Origin of the sequence: Cupriavidus basilensis (genome assembly GCF_000876015.1) — a bacterium.
Taxonomy (GTDB): domain Bacteria; phylum Pseudomonadota; class Gammaproteobacteria; order Burkholderiales; family Burkholderiaceae; genus Cupriavidus; species Cupriavidus basilensis_B.
On sequence record NZ_BBQM01000021.1, the window covers coordinates 1 to 19,902 of the forward strand.

Genomic DNA, 19,902 nt, shown 5'->3' on the forward strand with positions numbered 1-19,902 from the left:
CGGTCGCCCGAGGTCGCGGCGTGGGCGTCGTTGCCCGAGGTCGCGGCTTCTTTGCTGGCCTCGAAAGCAATACGCAGCCATTCCTTGCTGATCCGCGTGAGCGCGCCGGCCATGCCGCCGGTGAACACCACGTTGCCTTCTTCGAACTTTACTTTTTCGCCGTCCAGATCGATGACCTTGGTGCGATCGACCTCGACGAGCTGCCACACTGCATCGTGCGCGCTGCTCAGCAGCCCGTAGTGGCCGATGCCGTCCAGCAGACCGTGCAGTCCCTGGCCGCAGACCGGCTTCGGATTCCAGTCGGGGCACTTCACGGGACCGCTCTCGGGCCACTGGAAGCCGTTGCGCGAAACCCGATTCTTGTCGCTGGTACGAATTACCAGCGCGGTGTTGTTTTTCGCCATCGTGGTGTCCTCCTAGGTGGGTTTCGTGGTCAGGCCAGCGCGTCCTCGGGATTCACTTCGCCGTCGATGACCTTGTTGACGAAGACCAGGAACTCCGGCCACTGCTCCTTGCTGAGCTCGGTGGCCTTGGTCACGCCGAAGCGGGAGAGCGTGGCGATAGTCGCTTCACGGCCCTTGTCCTTCGACAGCAACAGCACGCGCGGCTTGATGTCCTTCTCGTAGTCCAGCGCCGGCGCGGCGTCGGGCTTCGGTTCGCCGGAAGATTTCGACGTGGTCGACGCAGACGCTTGCGACGACTTCGGGGTCGTAGCCGAGCCGGAGTCCTGCGCGTTTCCCGCGGGCGTCGGTGCTGCTGCTGCGGTGACGGGCATGTCCTGGCCGGCCAGGTACTGCGCGGCGGCGAGCGCGTCCTGCAGGCTCGCGGCGGTGGCGTTGAAGGTGGCTTCCGAACCGTCGCTGAAGACACGACGGACGTGCACGGCAACTTCCTTGATGTTGGGAACTGCGGACATGGGTAGTTCTCCTTGTCGGGATGTGGGAGGGTTACTGCGGGGTATCGGGGTGGGTCAGCACGAAGGCTTCGAACTGCGCGTCGTCCAGATCGGTGACGTCGGTCCAGTCGGGGTAGCACTGGCGCAGCACCACGGCGGGCAGCCAGCGGTAGTCGGTGCGCGCAGGATTCGCGCAGTAGCGGAATCCCTCGGCCTGAAGGGTGGTGGTGCTCATCGTCCTGCCCCGTGCGGTTCGTTGTGTAGTATTGCTTGACATGACGGAGTGTAGCGAAACTATCGCTTATGTCAAGCATGACTTCACAACAAGGGCAAGAAAAAGCCCGCTCGGGGCGGGCTGTGCTGCGGGAGTTACAAAACCGCTATCTTATTCTGCTGTTTCTTGCGGGGGTTCGCTGCCACCGTAGAGGATAGCAACGTAGTCCCGGAGCGGTTTCGCCAGCAGACTTTCTGGCGAAGTCGAGGTGAACGACGCAATGCGGCTGCGCGCGACGATCGATCGCGAACTGATTCGTTTTTCTGAGCCTGTCTCGTAGACCGCGATATCGACAGCCATACGGCTAGGGCGCCCGGACCATTCGGTAGCCCGTTGCTCCCACTGCACGACCACTGGGACCACCGTGTAGCGGGCGCCTACTTTTCGGGCAGATTCGAACGCAACACTGCGATTCTCGACGCGTTCGCCGACATCCACGCCGGCGGCTTTCTTGGAGAGCTCGCGAGCCAGCGTGCTGGCCACTAGGCGCCCGCTTCCGCCATACTCTTTCGAGCCGTAAGAGCCATCTGCGGGGACCGCCACATACACGGAACCCGCAGAATCTAGCGGCCTGACTGTAGATTGCGCATCTGTCGAGAAAGATTTGTAACTTGCGGTACAACCCGTCGCTAATAACAAAGTAGCGCTGAGGACCATTATTGTTTTCATGATGGATATCTCCCTGTCTATTCCGGCACCCACTTTCCGATGATTACGCCGATTATAGTGTCCTCGTCCTTAAGTTGCTCTATCCCATCCGGCCACTTTTTGTTGAGCGCCTGGATCATGCGTTTATCGTTTTCAACCAGTAACTGTCGAAAAAGTGTTTCTCCCGTGTTTTCCTTGTGAACGAGAACCATGCTTCCGCTCGCTGCTGTGTGCGCGGGGTCGACTGCTATGAAGTCGCCTTGGCTGTAGGATTTTGATCCGGTTGGGTCGTACATGCTTTGCCCAGGCACGATAGTAATGAATGCGTCCGGGCTGTGCGCAAAGGGGCATGGGATGCGTTCGATAACGCATCGCTCCTTTTCTTCTTCCGTCATCTTTTCCCTCCACTTGGCGGCCTCTCCGATGTCAATCAAAGGGAGGCCGAGCTTTCGATGTACAGGGAGATGAGGGCTCGTTTCTATGCTACTGCTGGCTGGGTTGCCATTAAGCAGATAGTCCAGAGTGGTGCCGAAGAGCTTGGCCAAACGGGAAAGTTTATCTTGATCAGGGCGCGTATCGCCCCGTTCCCACGAGCCTACAGCGCTTCGTGTGATGCCGAAAACGTCTCCAACTTGCTGGAGCGTCATTTTGTTCTTGAGGCGTAGAGCCCGGATTTGGTGGCCGACATTCATGGTAAGGGTAACTTAACACTTGTTTGTGTAGCGTTGCTTCTATATTCTGTGTAGCATTACTTTACTTTAAGGAGATGCTACACATGAGAACCAACGTTCACTCCGATGAGCTGCGGCGCGCTATCGATGAGGTCGGCGGCGCCGTTGCGGTCGCCACTCTGCTTGATGTCTCGCGGCATGCCGTCTACGACTACATCCGCCGTGGGCGCGTGCCCCCCGAGCACTGCCCAACGATCGAGCGCTACACCTCCGGCCGTGTTCGATGCGAACGGCTCAATCCGTCCGTCGACTGGGCCTACCTCCGCGCCCACGCCGCCCCGGTCATGCCCGAGCAGGAGGGCTGAGCCATGTCACGTCATGTATGGGACCCCCACGAAATCGAAGTGGTACAGCTTTTCTATGCCGACTCGCGGACCGAGGACATCGCTCGGGCTCTCGCGATCCCGGTGAATACCGTCTACCGGCTGGCAGCCAGGCTGGGGTTGCGCAAGACGGAAGCCTATCTGGCCAGTCCGGCTGCGGCTCGCCTGGATGGTACCCGTGGCTCGGCATGCCGCTTTCTGCCGGGTCAGGAGGCCTGGAACAAAGGTTTGAAAGGCAGCACCGGCAAGCATCCGAACTGCCGGCGCGCCCAGTTCAAGAAAGGACGCACCCCAGAAGAGTCCCACAACTATGTGCCGATCGGTAGCGAGAAGATCACCAAGGACGGCTATCTCGAGCGCAAGGTGACGGACGACCAGAACATCGTTCCGGCGCGCCGTTGGGTGGTAGTGCATAGGCTGGTCTGGGAAGCCGCGCACGGTCCTGTTCCTGCCGGCCACGCAATCGCGTTCCTGCCAGGAAGGCATACGACGGATGCAGCGCTCATCACGCTCGATGCGCTCGAGCTCGTCAGTCGCGCCGAGCTGGCGCGCCGCAACCATCCCCGCAATAAGTCCCCCGAGCTCGCCAAGCTGGTGCAGCTCAAAGGCGCGATTACACGCCAGGTCAACCGTATCGTTCGCGAGGCAAAGGAAAAGCAATCATGAGCTCCAACAACATCACCACGGTGCGCCAGCACCTTCTCGACACCCTGGCCGACCTGCGCAACCGCGAAACCCCCATGGATATCGACCGGGCTCGTGCCGTGGCCGATGTCGCCCGTGTCCTGGTCGACAGTGCCAAGGTGGAGGTCGACTACCTGAAGGCGACCGGTGCCAATGTCGCCGATTTCTTCGAAGGCGAAAAACCCGCAGAAGATCAAACCAAGCTGCCGGCGGGGATCACCGGCGTGACGCGTCACCTCATTCGGTGATAGGCCGTGAACCGATGACCATCTCCCTTACCCGCCTGACCAACGACCGCGCGCAGCTCACCAAAGTCTTCTCGCTCGACGCCGACGGCCGCGTGGTCAAGCACACCAAGGCTTTCCTCGCGCACGGCGAGGTCGAGCGCATCGAGGTGGCGGACCTCCACGGCTTCGCCGCGCTGCTGCAGTCCCTCAAGCACAACCAGGCGCTGGCCTACGGCCTGACCGTCAAGCCGCGCGCCACGGTCGTGACCAAAGACGTGATGCACGAGCACCCCGGCGCCATCGCGCGCAGCCGGGACTACTTCTCGTTCGCCGCGGGCCCGGCCATGTTCATGTGCGACCACGACGCGGATCACGCTTCCGACCCGCTCAACAGCGCCGACGCGCTGCGCGACGCGCTCATCAAGGCGTGTCCGGCGCTGTCCGGCGCGCCGATGCTGTGGTGCGCCAGCAGTTCGTCGTTCATCGAGCGCAGCGACGGCGGCGCACCGGTGACAGGGCTGCGCGGCCAGCGCATGTACATCCCGTTCCTGCAGGGCACCGATATCGAGCGCGCGGGCGCCGCGCTCTACGCCTACACGTGGCTGGCCGGCTACGGCCACTACCTGGTGTCGAAGAACGGCCGGCTGCTCGACCGCTCGATCATAGACGGCTCGGTCTACCAGCCCGAGCGCATCGACTTCGCCGCCGGTGCCATGTGCCACCCGCCCCTGGTGCAGCGCCGGCCGGACCCGAAGATCTGGAACGGTGGCGCCGAGGCGTTCGACTCCCGGCTCATCCCCGACCTCGATGCGCAGCAGCGCATCCAGCTGGCCGAGATGCAGGCCGCGGCGCGCGCGCGCGTCAGGCCCGAAGCAGACCGCGTGCGCGCGGCCTACATCGAGGACGAGGCCCAGGGGCTGGCCGTCACCCAGGACATCGATATCGACCGCGCGCGGGAGATCGTGCGCGCGGCCCTGGAAGACGAGACGCTCTACGCCGAGTTTGTGCTCATGCCCGAGGAAGGCCGGCCCGTGACCGTGGGCGAGGTGCTGGACAACCCGGCCCGCTGGCACAACAAGCGCTTCGCGGACCCCTGCGAGCCGGGCTACCGCAACGACCGGCGCGTGGCCTGGCTCAACCTGCGCAGCGGCGGGCGACCGTACCTGTGGAGCTGGGCGCATGGCGGCATCCGCTATGACCTGGTGCGCCAGCCGCGGTTGCTCAAGCTGCAGGCGGGCGAGATGTCGCGGCTCGCCGACGACTCGCTCGACATCCTGCGCGCGCAGGGCGAGGTGTTCGACTTCGGCGACGGCGCCATCGCGCGGGTGGCCGAGGGCCGGGTGCACATCGCCACGCCCACCTGGATACTGGACTACCTGGGCCGCGTCATCCGCTTCGAGCGCTTCGACGGCCGCGCCAAGGACTGGGTGCCGGCCGACGCGCCCGAGAAACTGGCCAAGTTCATCTGCGACCGCACCGGCGAGCGCGGCCTGCCCAAGCTGACCGCGGTCATCACGGCGCCCACGCTGCGCCCGGACGGCACGGCGCTGGACATGCCGGGCTACGACGAGGCCACGGGCCTGCTGTTCCTGTCCGAGGAACGTGACCCGCTGCGCGTGCCGGTGGCGCCGACCTTCGGCCAGGTGCAGGAGGCCTTCGCCGAGCTGTGGGCCCCGTTCGCCATGTTCCCGTTCGCCGACGACGAGTCGCGCGGCGTCATGCTGGCCGCGCTCCTGACGGCGGTGCTGCGCCGTGCGATCCCGACCGCGCCGGGTTTTGCCTTCGACGCGCCGGCGGCCGGCACCGGCAAGACCAAGCTAGCGCAGTGCGTGGCCGTGCTGGGCGGCAACAGCGCCGCCGTGTACGCGCCGCCGCGCGACGAGCCCGAGGCCTCCAAGGCGCTGTTCTCGCTGCTGCTGGGCGGCGCGGGCTGCGTGATCTGGGACAACCTGGTGCGCCCGCTCGAGGGCGCCGTGCTCAACGCCTTCCTGACCGCGGCCGAGTTCAGCGACCGCGTGCTGGGGGCCAGCAGCAACAAGACGGTGCCCAACCGCGCCATGTTCATCGCCAGCGGCAACAACCTGACCGTGCGCGGTGACGCGTGCCGGCGCATCCTGCGCTGCCGCATCGACGCGGCCAGCGAGACGCCGTTCCTGCGCTCGTTCCCGTTCGACCCCCTGGTCAAGGTGCGCGACAGCCGCCAGGTGCTGGTGCGGGCCGCGCTCACGGTCCTGCGGGGCTACCAGACCCTGGGCGTGCCGATGGGCGAGGGAGAGCTGGCCTCGTTCGAGGTGTGGGACCAGCTGGTGCGCCAGTGCGTGGTGTGGTGCGCCGACATGGGCGTCGGCGGCGCGGTGGGGCTCAAGGACCCGGCGGCGTCCACCCTGCGCGCGGCGGACGAGAACCCGGAGAAAGTGCTGCTGGGGCGGGTGATGGAAGCGTGGCTTGGGGTGTTCGGGGACCGGGCGGTGACGGCGGCGGAGGCGCTGCGCGGGGAGACGGACAGCCTTGAGGAATCGCCAGCACGCGAAAAATTGCGGGAAGCGGTAGAGGAACTATCGGACGGAGACCGCAATTTTTCCGCACGTAGGCTTGGAACCTACATCAGCAAACATCGTGACGAGATCGTTAATTCGCAATTTTTTGCAGGTTCGCTAGACACCGACAAAAAAATCATGAAATGGAGGGTTGAAACTGCGGGGTGACGTTCTTTTTCCCGGGGTCTACGGGGTCTTACGGGTATGTTTTTAGCTGATGTACGGAAACTGTCAGTGTGACAGTTTATATAAATGGACTGAATTCGTACACGTAAGACCCCGTAGACCCCGGGACACGCTCAATCCGCAATTTCTTGCAGGAAAGGAGTTCACCATGACCAAGCGCACGGTAGCGGTCAACGATCAGGGCATGCGTATCGGCGAGGACCATCCACGGGCCAAGCTGACCGACGCCGACGTCGAGCGCATGCTGCAACTTCGCGCTGAGGGGATCGGGTACAAACGCCTGGCCGCGATCTTCGAGTGCTCGCCGTCCTGCGTGCGCTACATCGTCAAGGGTCTGCGCCGCGGGCAGCCCGCAATGGGGTGGCGTGTCGTCGAGAGCGGGTAGGGGTGCACATACCTCGCGAAGAGCGTCGGATACTGCGTGGCATGAAACTTACCCCGGAAAAGCTGACCGCCTTCTGCGCTGCCCTTGCCGAGACTTGCCAAGTCGGCAAGGCGTGCAAGGCTGTCGACATCTCGCGGCAAACTGCGTACCAGTGGCGATCCGAGATGCCCGACTTCGCGGCCGCCTGGGACAGCGCAATGAAGGTCGGCGTCACCGCCCTCGAGGACGAAGCGCATCGCCGCGCCTTCGAGGGTGTCGATAAGCCACTGGCCCACCAGGGCCGCTTCACCTACCTGTTCCGCGAGGTCAAGGACGCGGACGGCAATCCGGCTCTTGACTACCACGGTCTGCCGAAGATGGAACCCGTACTCGACGAGCACGGCAACCACAAGGTGGCCGCGGTGCGCGAGTACAGCGACACGCTGGCCATTTTCCTGCTCAAGGCCCACGATCCCGAGAAGTACCGCGAAAACAGCAAGGTCGAGCTCAGTGGCCACCTCGCGCTCAACGAGATGAGCGACGACGAGATCCGCGCCGAGATCGCCGCGCTGGGTGTCGCCGGCGTGCTGCAGGGCGCCACCCATGCCGACGACGGGAGCGACCTCGCGTAATGGTCTGCCAACGATGCGGCAAGAACCGCCCCTCCGCTGACTTTTACCCTCGCAAACGCGGAGGTACCGCGCGCACGACGACCTGCAAGATGTGCGTGAGTAAAGCCAACGCGAGCTACTACGCCAAGAATCGCGCCGCCGTGCTCGAACGGGTGAAAGCGCGAAAGCTGGTGTGACGAGCGATGGGAGCGACCTCGCGTAGCGAGCGGGCGCGCCTGGAGCGCGCCCTGCAACTGGCGCGCGAGTTCAAGCGGCGCCACCCGTGGACCCCGCTGCCAGGCCCGCAGACGATGGCCTACCAGTCGCAAGCCAAGATCATCGGCTACGGTGGCGCGGCCGGCGGCGGCAAGACGGATCTGGCCTGCGGCAAGGCGCTCACGCGCCACCGCAAGGCCATGATGCTGCGCCGCGTGGGCACCGAGCTCACGGGCATCGAGGACCGTCTCGAAGAGCTGATCGGCAACAAGCTCGGCTACAACGGCCAGAAGAAGATCTGGCGCACCCAGCGCCCCGACGGCCGCCCCCTGCAGATCGAGTTCGCCAGCCTGCCCAACCCGGGAGACGAGCGCGGCTATCAGGGCCGGCCACACGACCTGCTCGTGTTCGACGAGGCGGCCAACTTCCTTGAGGGCCAGGTGCGGTTCCTGCTGGGCTGGCTGCGATCCGTGGACCCCAACCAGCAGTGCCAGGCCCTTTTGTGCTTCAACCCACCCACGAGCGCGGAAGGCCGCTGGATCATCGATTTCTTCGCGCCCTGGCTGGACCATAAACACCCATGCCCGGCCGCGCCCGGCGAGTTGCGCTGGTTCGCGATGGTGGGCGGCAAGGAGATCGAGGTCGTGGACGGCACGCCGTTCCAGCACGACGGCGAGACGATCACGCCCGAGTCGCGCACCTTCATCCCCTCGCGCATCGCGGACAACCCTTACCTGATGGGGACCGGCTACATGGCAACCCTGCAAGCACTTCCCGAGCCACTGCGCTCCCAGATGCTGTACGGCGACTTCCATGCGGGCATGGAGGACGATGCCATGCAGGTGATCCCCACCGCGTGGGTGGAGGCGGCGATGGCCCGCTGGAAGCGCCGCGAGGTCAAGCCGCGCATGGACTCGATGGGCGTCGACGTGGCGCGCGGCGGCAAGGACAACACGATCATCTCGCGGCGGCACGGCATGTGGTTCGACGAACTGCTGGCCTATCCCGGCACGCAGACCCCGGACGGCCCCACCGTGGCCGGCCTGGTGATCGCGGCACGCCGGGACAATGCCCCGATCCACATCGACGTGATCGGCGTGGGTGCGAGCCCCTACGACTTCCTGCAGCAGGCGGGCCAGACCACGATCGGCGTGAACGTGGCCGAAGGCTCGACCGCGACCGACAAGTCCGGCCGGCTCACGTTCCCCAACCTGCGATCCCAGTACTGGTGGCAGATCCGCGAAGCGCTGGATCCGGCCGCGAACAACGGCATCGCGCTGCCGCCCGACCAGCGGCTGCTTGCCGACCTGTGCGCGCCGCGGTGGCGCCTGCAGGGCAAGGCGATCTGCGTGGAGAGCCGCGACGAGATCATCAAGCGCATCCAGCGCAGCCCGGACTATGCCAGTGCGCTGATCCTGGCCCTGATCGACACGCCGCGGCGCGAGGACCTGCCGGGTGCACATACCTCCGGCGCACCGCCATACGATCCGTATGCCACGTTGATCCCGCGTTGAGCGCTGGCTATGGCAGCCCGAGAACCTGAGCATGGACTACGACAACCGAGAATTCCCGACGCGTCGCCGCGTCGCACTGGACCGCTCGCCGGAAGACCGGCGCAAGTGTGGCTGCTGGGTAGCCGCAATCCCGTTGATCGCTGCCGGCGTGAGCGCTGCAGCCACGGTCTATTCCTCGAACCAGCAGCGCAAGGCCGCGGAGAGCGCGGCCAAGGCCAGCCAGCAAGCCGCGACTGCGGCGCCGACTACCACGCAGTCGGCCAAGGCGCCCAGCACGCAGGTGCAGAACAACGCCGCCGGCATCGACAACTCGGCCGTGAACACGGGCGCGGGCAACACCCTGCTGACCGGCGCCACGGGCGTGGACCCCAACCAGCTCGGCCTCGGGCGCAACACGCTCGGCGCCAACACGCTGCTGGGAGGCTGATGCGCATGTGCACGCCCGCCATCATGGACCCGGCCGGCATCTTCAAATCGGCGCCGCAGATCGCTGACCCGCTGGGGCTTTCGCGCACCCGGGTGGGCGATCCGCTTGGGCTCATGAAGAGCACCTGGGCCGAGTCCGATGCGGTCAACAAGCCGAAGGACGCCACCACCGGCGCGACCACACAGACCGCCACCAGCGCCGCCCAGGCGCCCAAGTACGCAGGCGCAGCCACTGCCGGCAACGCTGCTGGCGCCTCTGCCAGCGCCGGCAGCACGCTGCTCACTGGCCCCGGCGGCGTGCAGCTGGACCCCAACCAGCTCGCGCGCAATGCGCTCGCGCTGGGCGGCAACACCCTGCTCGGAGCGTAAATGGCCGACTACTCGCCCACCGCGCCGACCATCCCGAACCTGCGCCGCCGCTACGGTGCGCTCGATACCGAGTGGACCTCGTGGCGCGGCGTGTACGGCCAGCTGTCGGACTTCGTGTTGCCGTTCGCCGGCCGCTTCGAGGAAACCGACCGCAACCTGGGCAACCGTCGGTACGGCAACATCTACGATTCGACGGCCACCCGCGCGCTCAACGTGCTCGGCGCCGGGCTGATGTCCGGCATGTCGAGCCCGGCGCGGCCGTGGTTCCGGCTGGGCACCGCCGATCCGGATCTGGCCAGCTTCCAGCCGGTGAAGCTGTGGCTCAACGACGTGCAGCGCCGCATGCTGGACCTGTTCCAGCGCACCAACGTCTACCAGTTCCTGCACTCGGCCTACCTCGAGCTGGGCCTGTACGGCACAGCCGCCACGTTCCTGGCCGACGACTTCGACAGCGTGCTGTACGGCTACCCGCTGACCTGCGGCGAGTACCGGATCAGCGCGAACTATCGCGGCGAGGTCGACACGCTGGCTCGCAAGTTCCAGAAGACGGTGGCGCAGATGGTGCGCGAATTCGGCCTGGCCAACTGCAGCCAGGCGGTGAAGAGCCTGCACGCCGCCGGCAACTACGATGCGTGGGTGACGATCTACCACCTGATCGAGCCGCGCGCGGACCGCGACACGCGCAAGGGCGACGCGGCCAACATGCCGTTCGCGTCCTGGTACTGGGAAGAGGGCGCCGAGAGCGACAAGTCCTACCTGCGCGAATCGGGGTTCAAGACCTTCCCCGCGATCTGCCCGCGCTGGCAACTGTTCGGCAGCGACATCTACGGCAACTCGCCGGGCATGGTGGCGCTGGGCGACATCAAGCAGCTGCAACACGAGCAGCTGCGCAAGGCCGAGGCCATCGACTTCCAGACCAAGCCGCCCCTGCAGGTGCCGGCCGCGCTCAAGAACCGCGATGTGCAGATGCTGCCCGGCGGCGTGACCTACTACGACGGCGCCGGTACGCAGTCGAGCATCCGCACGATGTTCGACGTGAACCTCAACCTGTCCTACCTGCAGGCCGACATCCAGGACGTGCGTCAGCGCATCAACGCATGCTTCTTCGTGGATCTGTTCCTGATGCTGCAGGGCCAGGACCAGACGCAGATGACTGCCACCGAGGTGGCCGAGCGCCACGAGGAAAAGCTGCTCATGCTCGGCCCCACGCTCGAGCGGCTGCACGATGAGGCTCTGAACCCGCTGGTGGAGCGCGCCTTCGCCCGCATGCTGTCGCTGGGCCTGCTGCCGCCGCCGCCGCAGGAGATGCAGGGGCAGGAACTGAACGTGGAGTTCATCTCCATGCTGGCGCAGGCGCAGCGCGCTGTGGGCGTGAACAGCACCGACCGGTTCGTCATGGGCCTGGGCACCATCGCGCAGATGAAGCCCGAAGCACTCGACAAGGTGGACGCCGACCAGTACGTCGACCTCTACGCCGACCAGCTCGGCGTCGACCCCCGCATCATCGTCGGCAACGAAAAGGTGGCCCTGATCCGCCAGCAGCGTGCCCAGCAGCAGCAGGCCGCCGCGATGGCCGCCGCCACGCAGCAGATGGCGGCCACGGCCAAGGATCTGGGCTCGATCGATACCGCGCAGCCGAATGGCCTCAGCGACCTGATGAACCTGACCAGCGGCTACACCCTGCCGCAGTCCTACCAGTAGGAGCCGCAGCATGATCGACCAAACCATCGAGCAGGAAATCGTCGCCAAAGGCAAGACCGCGTCGCGCGTCACGCCGGGCGACATCGAGGCGAACATCGCCAGTGAGCATTACTTCACCGGTGCAGAAGGAAGGTTCGGTGCCATCGTCAACGAAACGTACGTTGGAACGGAACTTCCACGGGTTGACGATGGCGATTTAGAGCCCTTGGATCTTCTGACGTTCTGCGTGCTCGTGCTGCGCAACGGCTTCACCGTGACCGGCGAGTCAGCCTGCGCGAGCCCGGAGAACTTCGACGCCGAGATCGGCCGCAAGATCGCGCGGCAGAACGCGGTGCAGAAGATCTGGCCGCTGATGGGCTACGAGCTCCGGTCCCAACTGGCCGATCGTCGGGGAGACTGACATGCAGCTCGTGTCGATGAAACTCAGCCCGGCCGAGGCGAAGGAAGAAAGCGGTATCGCGCCGTCCGCAGAGGACGCGCCGCGCTACCCGTATGGCCTGTGTCTGGACCTGGACGACGAAACGCTCAAGAAGCTCGGCATCACCGACATGCCTGCCGTGGGCAGCGCCATGCAGCTGATCGCCCGCGTGCGCGTGACCCGCATCTCGCAGTACGAGAACCAGGAGGGCGCCGACGCCTGCCTCGGGCTGCAGATCACCGACATGGCCCTGGAGCCCGCGGCGCCGGCCGCGCGCAGCGCCGGCGATATCGCCACCAGCCTCTACGGCTAAGGGTGCACATACCTCCGCCCGCGGCCCTTATTCTCCGAACACATGACCGGCTACAACCCTATGGACACGCGGGCGCAAGAGCGCGCCTCCCAGGAGCGGGCGAAGCAAGCCCAGCAGATGGAGCGTGCCCTTTCGGATGACCTCAACCGGATCATGAGCAACAAATCGGGCCGGCGGTTCGTGCTCCACCTGCTGAATCTGGCGGGCACCTACCGCTCCTGCTTCGACCCCAATGCGCTGCAGATGGCGCGGATGGAGGGGGAACGCAACGTGGGGCTGAAGCTCCAGGCGCTGATCGAGGCAGTCTGCCCGGACCGCTATTTGGAAATGCTTTCGGAGCATATGAAGCATGAACGAAGCAACGACCGGCCAAACGCAAACTGATCCCGGCGCAACACCCGCCGACGGCGCGGCCGCGACGACTGTCCTCACGGACGGCACCGCAGCACCCAGCGGCGAGCAGCAAGCAGCATCGCAGACCGAGGCCCAGCCGGGCGACGGCCAGCAGCCCGGTGCCAAGGAAGGGGAAGCCAAGCCCAAGGAGGGCGAGGAAACCCCCGCAGCCAAGGCACCCGAGCAGTACGAGGACTTCGCCGCGCCCGAGGGTGTGGAGATGGACGCGGAGCTCACGGGCGAGCTGAAGACCATCGCCAAGGAACTGGACCTCACGCAGGAGCAGGCGCAGAAGCTGGCGGATCTCGGCGCGAAGCACGCGCAGAAGATCACCGGCGCGCAGACCGAGGCACTGGCCCGTGCCCGCGAGACGTGGGCCGAGGAAGCCCGGGCCGACAAGGAATTCGGCGGTGCCGAGTTCGACGCGAACATCGCGGTGGCCAAGACGGCCGTCGACCAGTTCGTGAGCCCTGCGCTGAAAACGATGCTGAACGAGACCGGTCTCGGCAACCACCCGGAGTTCATCCGGACGTTCGTCAAGATCGGCAAGGCGATCAGTGAAGACCGGTTCGTGGGCGGGAAGGGTGCTGCGGCGCCGCGCTCGACTGCAGACCGTCTGTATTCGAAAACGACATCGAAATAAGGAGCCTTCGACATGGCGACCCTTCCGAGCAATGGCGGCGCAGTCACCCTGACCGACTTCGCCAAGTCGATCAACCCCGACGGTTCCGTCGCGGATGTGATCGAACTGCTGACGCAATCGAACGAAGCGCTGCTGGACATGACGTGGAAGGAGGGCAACCTGCCCACCGGCCACCGCACCACGGTCCGCACCGGCCTGCCCACCCCAACGTGGCGCAAGCTGTACCAGGGCGTGCAGCCCACCAAGTCCAAGCGCGCGCAGGTGGACGACGCCTGCGGCATGCTGGAAGCGCGCAACGAGGTCGACAGGGACCTGGCCGACCTCAACGGCAACAGCAGCGCGTTCCGCCTGTCCGAAGCCCAGGCCGAGGTCGAGGGCATGAACCAGGCCCTGAGCCAGGCGCTGTTCTACGGTGACACCACCGTGACCCCGGAGCGCTTCACCGGCCTCGCGCCGCGCTACTCGTCGCTGACCGCGCTCAACGGCGGCAACATCGTCGACGGCGGCGGCACCGGCTCGGACAACGCTTCCGTGTGGCTCGTGGTGTGGGGCGAGAACACCGTCACCGGCATCTACCCCAAGGGCTCGCAAGCCGGGTTGCAGCACCAGGACCTGGGCGAGATCGACGCCTTCGACCAGCAGACCCCGCCGGCGCGCTTTCGCGCGTACGCGGACCTGTGGAAGTGGAAGTGCGGCATCACGGTGCGCGACTGGCGCTACGCGGTGCGCATCGCCAACATCGACATCTCCGACCTCGTGGGCCAGACCGGCACGCAGGCGCCGACCGCGGCCACCGCGCTGCTCAAGCTGCTGATCCGTGCGATGGCGCGCATCCCGATGATGGGCATGGGCAAGCCGGTGTTCTACGCCAACCGCACGGTCAAGGAATGGCTGTCGATCGCCGCGCTGGACAAGTCGCAGAACGCGCTCGGCATCCGCCCGGCCATCGACCAGTTCGGCCAGGTCGTGCCGGGCAGCCTGGGCAACGGCACGCTGACGTTCCAGGGCGTGCCCATCCGCACGGTTGACCAGCTGCTGTCCACCGAAGGCCGCGTGGTCTAAGCGCCAACCGAAAACACGGAGTCGACACCATGATTCTCGATACCCAAGAAACGTTCTCGCTGGCGCAGTCGATCGCGGCGGCGGCCGGCGATGTGGTCTCCACCAATGTCTACGACACCGGCGCGCCGGCGGACGTGGGCATCGGCGAAGAGATGTACCTCTACGTCCGCATCGGCACCACGGTCACTTCCGGCGGCGCGGCCACCGTGCAGGTGGTGCTGCAGACCGACGACAACGTGTCGTTTTCCAGCCCGACCGAGTACCCGATGTCCAGTGCGCTGGCCCTCGCGGCGCTGTCGGCCGGCGCGGAAATCGTCAAGTCGCGTCTGCCCATCGGCCTGGAGCGCTACCTGCGCGTGGTCTACCGCATCGGCACGGCCACCACCACGGCCGGCGCCGCCGATGCGTTCCTGACCAAGGACGTGCAGGCCAACAAGCCCTACGCCTCGGGCTTCACTGTTCAGTAAGGAGACACCAGCATGTTGGTACGCGCAACCGCACAAGGCTATGCCGGCAAGGACGGCCACCAGCTCCGCGAACCGGGCGACGTCTTCGAGGTCGAGGACGGCGCCAAGGCAACGTGGTTCGTCCCCGTCGAGAAGGACGAGAAGCAGCAAGCCACGCGCCGCGGCAAGGCCGAAGACCTGGCGTAACGCCCGCGCCGCAGGCACGAACCGACGGGGGCCTTGCGCCCCCGTTCGCACAAGGAGAAACAGATGGCCAATGGCGATATGGTGGTCAGCTCGCTGATCGATGCGCAAGGCTGCGTGGTTGGCTATGTCGATCGGTTTGGCCGGGAGCGTGATCTGGCAGGCAACCTGTTGCCGGGTGGCTATCGCCCGGCGCCCGGCGCGTTCCTGACCAATCAGCGCTTGTGGCAGTCGGGCGCGCCGGTCTCGGTGACGGGCACCACGTCCGAGACGGTCCTCGCGACGATCCCGATCCCGGCCGGGGCTATGGGGCCGAATGGCGCGCTGCGGGTTACGGCGTTGTGGAGTTTCACCAACGGCGCCAATGCAAAATCGTGCGTGATTCGGCTGGGTGCGTCACAAATCTCTCTGTTCTCGACAACTACAACAAATTCGGGGCAGCAGCAGTCTGTAACGCGCGCGCGAGGCGCGACCAACAGCCAAGTTACACAGGGGTTCGGCTCGACTGGTTTCGGCACGACAACGAACTCTCCAGTTCTCACAACGGTGGACATGACGTCAGCGCAGAACGTGACACTTACCGGGATTCTCACCAACGCCTCCGACACGATCACCCTCGAAGCCTACACCGTGGAGCTGCTGAACCCATGATCACAATCCCGGTAGTGAACATCGGTGCCAAGGGCGATGACCTGCTTCTGGCCCCAACGCAACCCTTTCCCGCAGACGCCATCGCCATCGTCTGCGACGGGCAGCAGTACACGGTGTATCAGCGCGGGGACGAAGTCCCCGCCACGGAATAAGTCATGGCCTCCGAAGTCGACATCTGCAATATGGCGCTGTCCCGGCTGGGCGACCAGGCCACGGTCTCCAGCATCGACCCGCCGGAGGGCAGCCCGCAGGCCGGTCACTGCGCGCAGTGGTATCCGATCTGCCGCGACCTGCTGCTGGAGATGCACGCGTGGTCGTTCGCCACCACACGTGTCGCGCTCGCGCTGCTGAATTCGGACTGGCCTTCGTGGCGCTTCACCTACGCCGTGCCGGCCGACTGCATCAAGCCGTGGGCGGTGCTGCCGCCCGATGCGCTCAGCGACTATGCCGTGCGCTTCCCCACAGCGGACGTCGGGTTCTTCCCGCTGCCCGAAGATCGGGTGGTTGGCGCCGGCGCGGCCTACGTGCCGCAGGATTTCAGCGTGGAATCGGCGGACGACGGCACGACCGTCATCTACACGAACCAGGAAAACGCGATCCTGCGCTACACCAAGCAGGTGACGGACCCCACGAAGTTCACCCCGCTGTTCGTCGACGCCTTCGGCTGGCTGCTGGCGTCGTATCTGGCCGGCCCAATCATCAAAGGCGACGCCGGCGCGCAGGCGGCACAGACCGCGTATCAGGCATTCCAGGGCGCGCTTTCGCGTGCCACCACGTCGAATGCCAATTCGCGGCAGAACACACCGGTGCAGGTGGTGCCCTGGATGGCGAGGCGCTGATGGCCAACGTCCGCACCCTTGACCGATCGTTCGCCGGCGGCGAGATCAGCCCGGAGATGTTCGGGCGCGTGGACCTCGCCAAGTTCCAGACCGGGCTTGCCATCTGCCGCAATTTCATCGTGCTGCCGCACGGCCCCGCCGTGAACCGGCCGGGCACGGAGTTCGTGCGCGAGGTGAAGGACAGCACGAAGCGCACGCGCCTGGTGCCGTTCTCGTTCAATACCGAGCAGACTTTCGCGCTCGAATTCAGCCCCGGCGCGATCCGCTTCCACACAATGGGCGCCACACTCGAGTCGTCGCCCGGCGTGCCATACGAGGTCGCCACGCCCTACGCGGAAGCCGACCTGTTCGATATCCACTACGTGCAGTCGGCGGACGTGCTCACGCTGGTGCACCCGGGCTACCCGCCCAAGGAACTGCGCCGGCTCGGCGCGCTCAACTGGACCCTGACCGATATCACGTTCCAGCCCAACGTCGACCCGCCCACGGCCCTGGCCGCGGTGGCAAGCGGCCCGGGCGGCGGCACGCCGGTGGCGCAGATCTATGCGGTGACGGCCGGCAAGCTCGACGGCAACCTGTTCGACGAGTCCATTGCCTCGGGCACCGCCACGGCGACCATCGACCTGAACATCGTCGGCAACATCATCACCCTGAACTGGGCCGCGCCCGGTGGTGGCGCCGACCGGTACAACGTCTACAAGAGCCAGAATGGGGTGTTCGGCTACATCGGCCAGGCGGTGGGCACGACGTTCATCGACGACAACATCACGCCCGACACGTCGCGCACGCCGCCCAGCGGTGTCAACCCATTCGTGGGCGCCGGCAACTATCCGGCCGCGGTCTCCTACTATGAGCAGCGCCGCGCGTTCGCCGCCACCGTGAACCGGCCGCAGACGGTGTGGATGACCCGCTCGGCGACCGAGAGCAACCTCACGCAGTCCCTGCCGACGCGCGACGACGACGCCATCGTGTTCCGCATCGCCGCGCGAGAGGTCAACGCCATCCGCCACCTGGTGCCGCTGGCGACGCTGGTGCTGCTGACCGCCAACGCGGAATGGCGGATCCAGTCTACCGACTCGGGCCCGCTCACGCCGAGCACGGTCTCGGCGCGCCCGCAGAGCTACATCGGCGCCAACAGCGTGCAGCCGGCCGTGGTCGGCAACAACATCCTCTACGCGCGCGCGCGCGGCGGGCGCGTCAACGAGTTCTCCTACGCCTATGACGCCCAGGGCGGCTACCGCTACGTCTCGGCCGACCTGTCGCTGGTGGCGCCGCATCTGTTCCAGGGCAAGCAGATCGTGGACATGGCCCTGGCCAAGGCCCCGTATCAGGTCATGTGGGCCGTGTCGTCCGACGGCGACCTGGTGGCGCTGACCTACGTGCCCGAGCAGCAGGTCAGCGGCTGGCACCACCACGTCACGCTGGGCGGCACCTTCGAGTCGGTGTGCGCCGTGGGCGAGGGTGACGAGGACGCTATCTACGTGGTCGTGCGCCGCACGATCAACGGGCAGACGGTGCGCTACGTGGAGCGCTTCCAGACGCGCCAGCTCAGCGACCAGGCGCATGCGTTCTTCGTCGATGCTGGCGCGCGCTACGACGGCGCGCCGATCAGCGGCGCCGTGACCGGACTGGCACATCTCGAGGGGCAGACCGTGAGCATCCTCGCCGACGGCGCGGTGCTGCCGCAGCAGGTCGTCAGCGGCGGCGCGATCACCCTCGACAATCCGGCCAGCGTGATCACCGTCGGCCTGCCGATCACCGCGGACCTGCAGACGGTGCCGCTGTCCTTTGAGACGCAGGCCCTTGGGCAGGGGCGCGCCAAGAACGTGAACAAGGTGTGGCTGCGCGTGGTCGATACGCTCGGCCTGCGTGTGGGGCCCAGCTTCGACGAGAAGCAGCTGGCCGAACTCAAGGTGCGCACCACCGAGCCCTACGGCATGCCGCCGGGGTTGCAGACGGGCGAACTGGAGCAGGTGCTGTACCCCTCGTGGGGGCAGGACGGCTCGGTCTGCATCCGGCAGACGGCACCGTTGCCGGTGACGCTGGCGGCCATGTCGATGGAAGTCGCAATCGGAGGCTGAATGGCGCTGATCGAAACGCGGTGGCCGACCGAGCAGGACGGCCGCGACCTGATAGACCGGCTGCGGCCCGACGACCTGGCCGAACTGCAGGCCACGCTCGGTGAGGACGCCGACTTCCATGCCGCCATGCGCGAGATCCTGCAGCGGTCCTCGCACGCGTGGGCGATCCTGGTTGACGGCCGGCTTGGCATGATCGGCGGCCTGGTGCCTACCTCGACCCTGCTGGGTGGCGCCGAGGCGCAGCCGTGGATGATGGGCACCACGGAAATGGAACGCCGGCCGGGTGCACTTACCAAGGTCGGCATTCGGTACCTTGCCATCATGAAGGGCTGCTATCCGCGCCTGGCCAACTACGTGGACGCGCGCAACGCAAAAAGCATCCGCTGGCTGAAGCGACTCGGGTTCACCGTGCACGCCCGCACCGTTCCGATGGGCCCTTACGGCCTACCATTCCACCCCTTTGATATGGACGCCTGATCATGTGTTTCGCTACCGGGGGCGCCACCGCGGGCGCGGGAGGCGCATCGCTGCTGGGTGGCGCCTCCGCTGGTGGCGGCAGTGGCTGGGCTTCGCTGTTGCCGGCCGTGGTCGGCGCTGCCGGCAGCGCGGCCAGCGCAGGCAACGCCACAGCCGGCCAGCAGACCGTGGCGCGGTACAACGCGTCCGTCGCCGATCGCAACGCCGGCCTGGCCGAACTGCAAGCGCAGGACGCCGAGCGGCAGGGCGTGACGCAGGAAATGCGCCTGCGCCAGCAGACCGCGCAGTTGAGCGGCAAGCAGCGCGCGGCCACCGCGGCCAACGGCGTCTCGCTGGCGGAAGGCTCGCCAGTGAACATCGCCGCGTCGACCGAGTACATGCGCGACGTGGACATCGACACGATCCGCAACAACGCCGCGCGCGCCGCGTGGGGCTACCGGGTTCAGGCCGACAACTACCGCGCCAACGCGAGCGCGTACCGCGCCGGCGCGGATGCGGTCAGCCCCACGGGCTCGGCCGCCACGTCGCTGCTGGGCAGCGCCAGCGGCGTGGCGTCGAAGTGGTACGACCTCTACAAGAACGGGGCCTTCAGCAACGGCGCGCCGGCGGTTTCTGGTGGCGGGCGCGGTACTTACACGATGGATACTCAGTACCCGGACCAGGAATAAG

General features: G+C 66.2%; 28 protein-coding genes. 23 read left to right on the forward strand and 5 right to left on the reverse strand.

What is annotated here, in order from left to right:
- The 5 genes from KF708C_RS23215 to KF708C_RS34805 form a co-directional block, all read right to left on the reverse strand.
- On the reverse strand, nt 1–404 hold a 404-nt coding region (locus tag KF708C_RS23215; protein WP_197090416.1), incomplete at its 3' end, for a DUF7666 domain-containing protein.
- 29 nt (nt 405–433) lie between these two features.
- The gene (locus KF708C_RS23220) at nt 434–916 is read right to left on the reverse strand and encodes a hypothetical protein (RefSeq protein WP_059413427.1); all 483 of its coding nucleotides are present in this window, start codon (nt 914–916) and stop codon (nt 434–436) included.
- Between the two features lie 31 nt (nt 917–947).
- Nucleotides 948–1,130, reverse strand: coding sequence for a hypothetical protein (locus tag KF708C_RS23225; protein ID WP_059413428.1), 183 nt, complete (start codon nt 1,128–1,130; stop codon nt 948–950).
- A gap of 150 nt (nt 1,131–1,280) precedes the next feature.
- Nucleotides 1,281–1,838, reverse strand: a complete 558-nt coding sequence (locus KF708C_RS34800) for a DUF4823 domain-containing protein (RefSeq protein WP_082079723.1) — start codon at nt 1,836–1,838, stop codon at nt 1,281–1,283.
- Nucleotides 1,839–1,855: 17 nt separating this feature from the next.
- The gene (locus KF708C_RS34805) at nt 1,856–2,509 is read right to left on the reverse strand and encodes a helix-turn-helix domain-containing protein (RefSeq protein ID WP_082079725.1); all 654 of its coding nucleotides are present in this window, start codon (nt 2,507–2,509) and stop codon (nt 1,856–1,858) included.
- Between the two features lie 83 nt (nt 2,510–2,592).
- Between KF708C_RS34805 and KF708C_RS23230 the strand changes: the two genes are divergently transcribed.
- The 23 genes from KF708C_RS23230 to KF708C_RS35870 all read left to right on the forward strand — a co-directional run bounded on the left by KF708C_RS23230 (nt 2,593) and on the right by KF708C_RS35870 (nt 19,901).
- Nucleotides 2,593–2,853, forward strand: a complete 261-nt coding sequence (locus KF708C_RS23230) for a helix-turn-helix domain-containing protein (protein ID WP_059413429.1) — start codon at nt 2,593–2,595, stop codon at nt 2,851–2,853.
- A 3-nt stretch (nt 2,854–2,856) separates the two neighbouring features.
- Nucleotides 2,857–3,537, forward strand: a complete 681-nt coding sequence (locus KF708C_RS34810) for an HNH endonuclease (protein WP_082079729.1) — start codon at nt 2,857–2,859, stop codon at nt 3,535–3,537.
- On the forward strand, nt 3,534–3,803 hold the full coding sequence (locus KF708C_RS23240) for a hypothetical protein (RefSeq protein WP_059413431.1): 270 nt from the start codon (nt 3,534–3,536) through the stop codon (nt 3,801–3,803). Before KF708C_RS34810 ends, KF708C_RS23240 begins: the two co-directional genes overlap by 4 nt.
- Before the next feature lie 14 nt (nt 3,804–3,817).
- A complete protein-coding gene (locus KF708C_RS23245) occupies nt 3,818–6,487 on the forward strand; it encodes a hypothetical protein (RefSeq protein WP_059413432.1) in 2,670 nt (889 codons plus the stop codon).
- A 166-nt stretch (nt 6,488–6,653) separates the two neighbouring features.
- The gene (locus KF708C_RS23250; protein WP_059413433.1) at nt 6,654–6,890 is read left to right on the forward strand and encodes a hypothetical protein; all 237 of its coding nucleotides are present in this window, start codon (nt 6,654–6,656) and stop codon (nt 6,888–6,890) included.
- Nucleotides 6,891–6,931: 41 nt separating this feature from the next.
- Complete coding sequence (locus KF708C_RS23255) at nt 6,932–7,501, forward strand: terminase (protein ID WP_156173923.1); 570 nt, start codon at nt 6,932–6,934, stop codon at nt 7,499–7,501.
- 182 nt (nt 7,502–7,683) lie between these two features.
- A complete protein-coding gene (locus tag KF708C_RS23260) occupies nt 7,684–9,210 on the forward strand; it encodes a terminase (protein WP_156173924.1) in 1,527 nt (508 codons plus the stop codon).
- Between the two features lie 148 nt (nt 9,211–9,358).
- Nucleotides 9,359–9,637, forward strand: coding sequence for a hypothetical protein (locus KF708C_RS23265; protein ID WP_197090417.1), 279 nt, complete (start codon nt 9,359–9,361; stop codon nt 9,635–9,637).
- Nucleotides 9,638–9,642: 5 nt separating this feature from the next.
- The gene (locus tag KF708C_RS23270) at nt 9,643–10,005 is read left to right on the forward strand and encodes a hypothetical protein (protein WP_156173926.1); all 363 of its coding nucleotides are present in this window, start codon (nt 9,643–9,645) and stop codon (nt 10,003–10,005) included.
- Nucleotides 10,006–11,706: a portal protein gene (locus KF708C_RS23275; protein WP_059413437.1), complete on the forward strand. Its 1,701-nt coding sequence runs from the start codon at nt 10,006–10,008 to the stop codon at nt 11,704–11,706.
- A gap of 10 nt (nt 11,707–11,716) precedes the next feature.
- Entirely contained in the window at nt 11,717–12,106 is a 390-nt protein-coding gene (locus tag KF708C_RS23280) for a Gp49 family protein (protein ID WP_059413438.1), read from the forward strand.
- A gap of 1 nt (nt 12,107) precedes the next feature.
- Nucleotides 12,108–12,437, forward strand: a complete 330-nt coding sequence (gene gp10 / locus KF708C_RS23285) for a capsid staple protein (RefSeq protein WP_059413439.1) — start codon at nt 12,108–12,110, stop codon at nt 12,435–12,437.
- 42 nt (nt 12,438–12,479) lie between these two features.
- Entirely contained in the window at nt 12,480–12,821 is a 342-nt protein-coding gene (locus KF708C_RS23290) for a Bbp19 family protein (protein WP_059413440.1), read from the forward strand.
- Nucleotides 12,787–13,473, forward strand: coding sequence for a hypothetical protein (locus KF708C_RS23295; protein ID WP_059413441.1), 687 nt, complete (start codon nt 12,787–12,789; stop codon nt 13,471–13,473). Before KF708C_RS23290 ends, KF708C_RS23295 begins: the two co-directional genes overlap by 35 nt.
- 12 nt (nt 13,474–13,485) lie before the next feature.
- Complete coding sequence (locus tag KF708C_RS36505; RefSeq protein WP_059413442.1) at nt 13,486–14,535, forward strand: major capsid protein; 1,050 nt, start codon at nt 13,486–13,488, stop codon at nt 14,533–14,535.
- 29 nt (nt 14,536–14,564) lie between these two features.
- Nucleotides 14,565–15,002 (forward strand): Bbp16 family capsid cement protein, encoded by a 438-nt coding sequence (locus KF708C_RS23305; protein ID WP_059413443.1) that lies wholly within the window; start codon nt 14,565–14,567, stop codon nt 15,000–15,002.
- A gap of 12 nt (nt 15,003–15,014) precedes the next feature.
- A complete protein-coding gene (locus KF708C_RS35860) occupies nt 15,015–15,188 on the forward strand; it encodes a hypothetical protein (protein WP_156173927.1) in 174 nt (57 codons plus the stop codon).
- Between the two features lie 63 nt (nt 15,189–15,251).
- The gene (locus tag KF708C_RS23310; RefSeq protein ID WP_059413444.1) at nt 15,252–15,836 is read left to right on the forward strand and encodes a hypothetical protein; all 585 of its coding nucleotides are present in this window, start codon (nt 15,252–15,254) and stop codon (nt 15,834–15,836) included.
- Entirely contained in the window at nt 15,833–15,988 is a 156-nt protein-coding gene (locus tag KF708C_RS35865) for a hypothetical protein (RefSeq protein ID WP_156173928.1), read from the forward strand. Before KF708C_RS23310 ends, KF708C_RS35865 begins: the two co-directional genes overlap by 4 nt.
- A 3-nt stretch (nt 15,989–15,991) precedes the next feature.
- A complete protein-coding gene (locus KF708C_RS23315) occupies nt 15,992–16,675 on the forward strand; it encodes a hypothetical protein (protein ID WP_059413445.1) in 684 nt (227 codons plus the stop codon).
- On the forward strand, nt 16,675–18,756 hold the full coding sequence (locus KF708C_RS23320; protein ID WP_059413446.1) for a hypothetical protein: 2,082 nt from the start codon (nt 16,675–16,677) through the stop codon (nt 18,754–18,756). The genes KF708C_RS23315 and KF708C_RS23320 overlap by 1 nt, the downstream gene beginning before the upstream one ends.
- Nucleotides 18,757–19,233, forward strand: coding sequence for a hypothetical protein (locus KF708C_RS23325; protein ID WP_059413447.1), 477 nt, complete (start codon nt 18,757–18,759; stop codon nt 19,231–19,233).
- A 2-nt stretch (nt 19,234–19,235) separates the two neighbouring features.
- The gene (locus KF708C_RS35870; protein WP_156173929.1) at nt 19,236–19,901 is read left to right on the forward strand and encodes a virion core protein, T7 gp14 family; all 666 of its coding nucleotides are present in this window, start codon (nt 19,236–19,238) and stop codon (nt 19,899–19,901) included.
- The last annotated feature ends 1 nt before the right edge of the window (nt 19,902 follow it).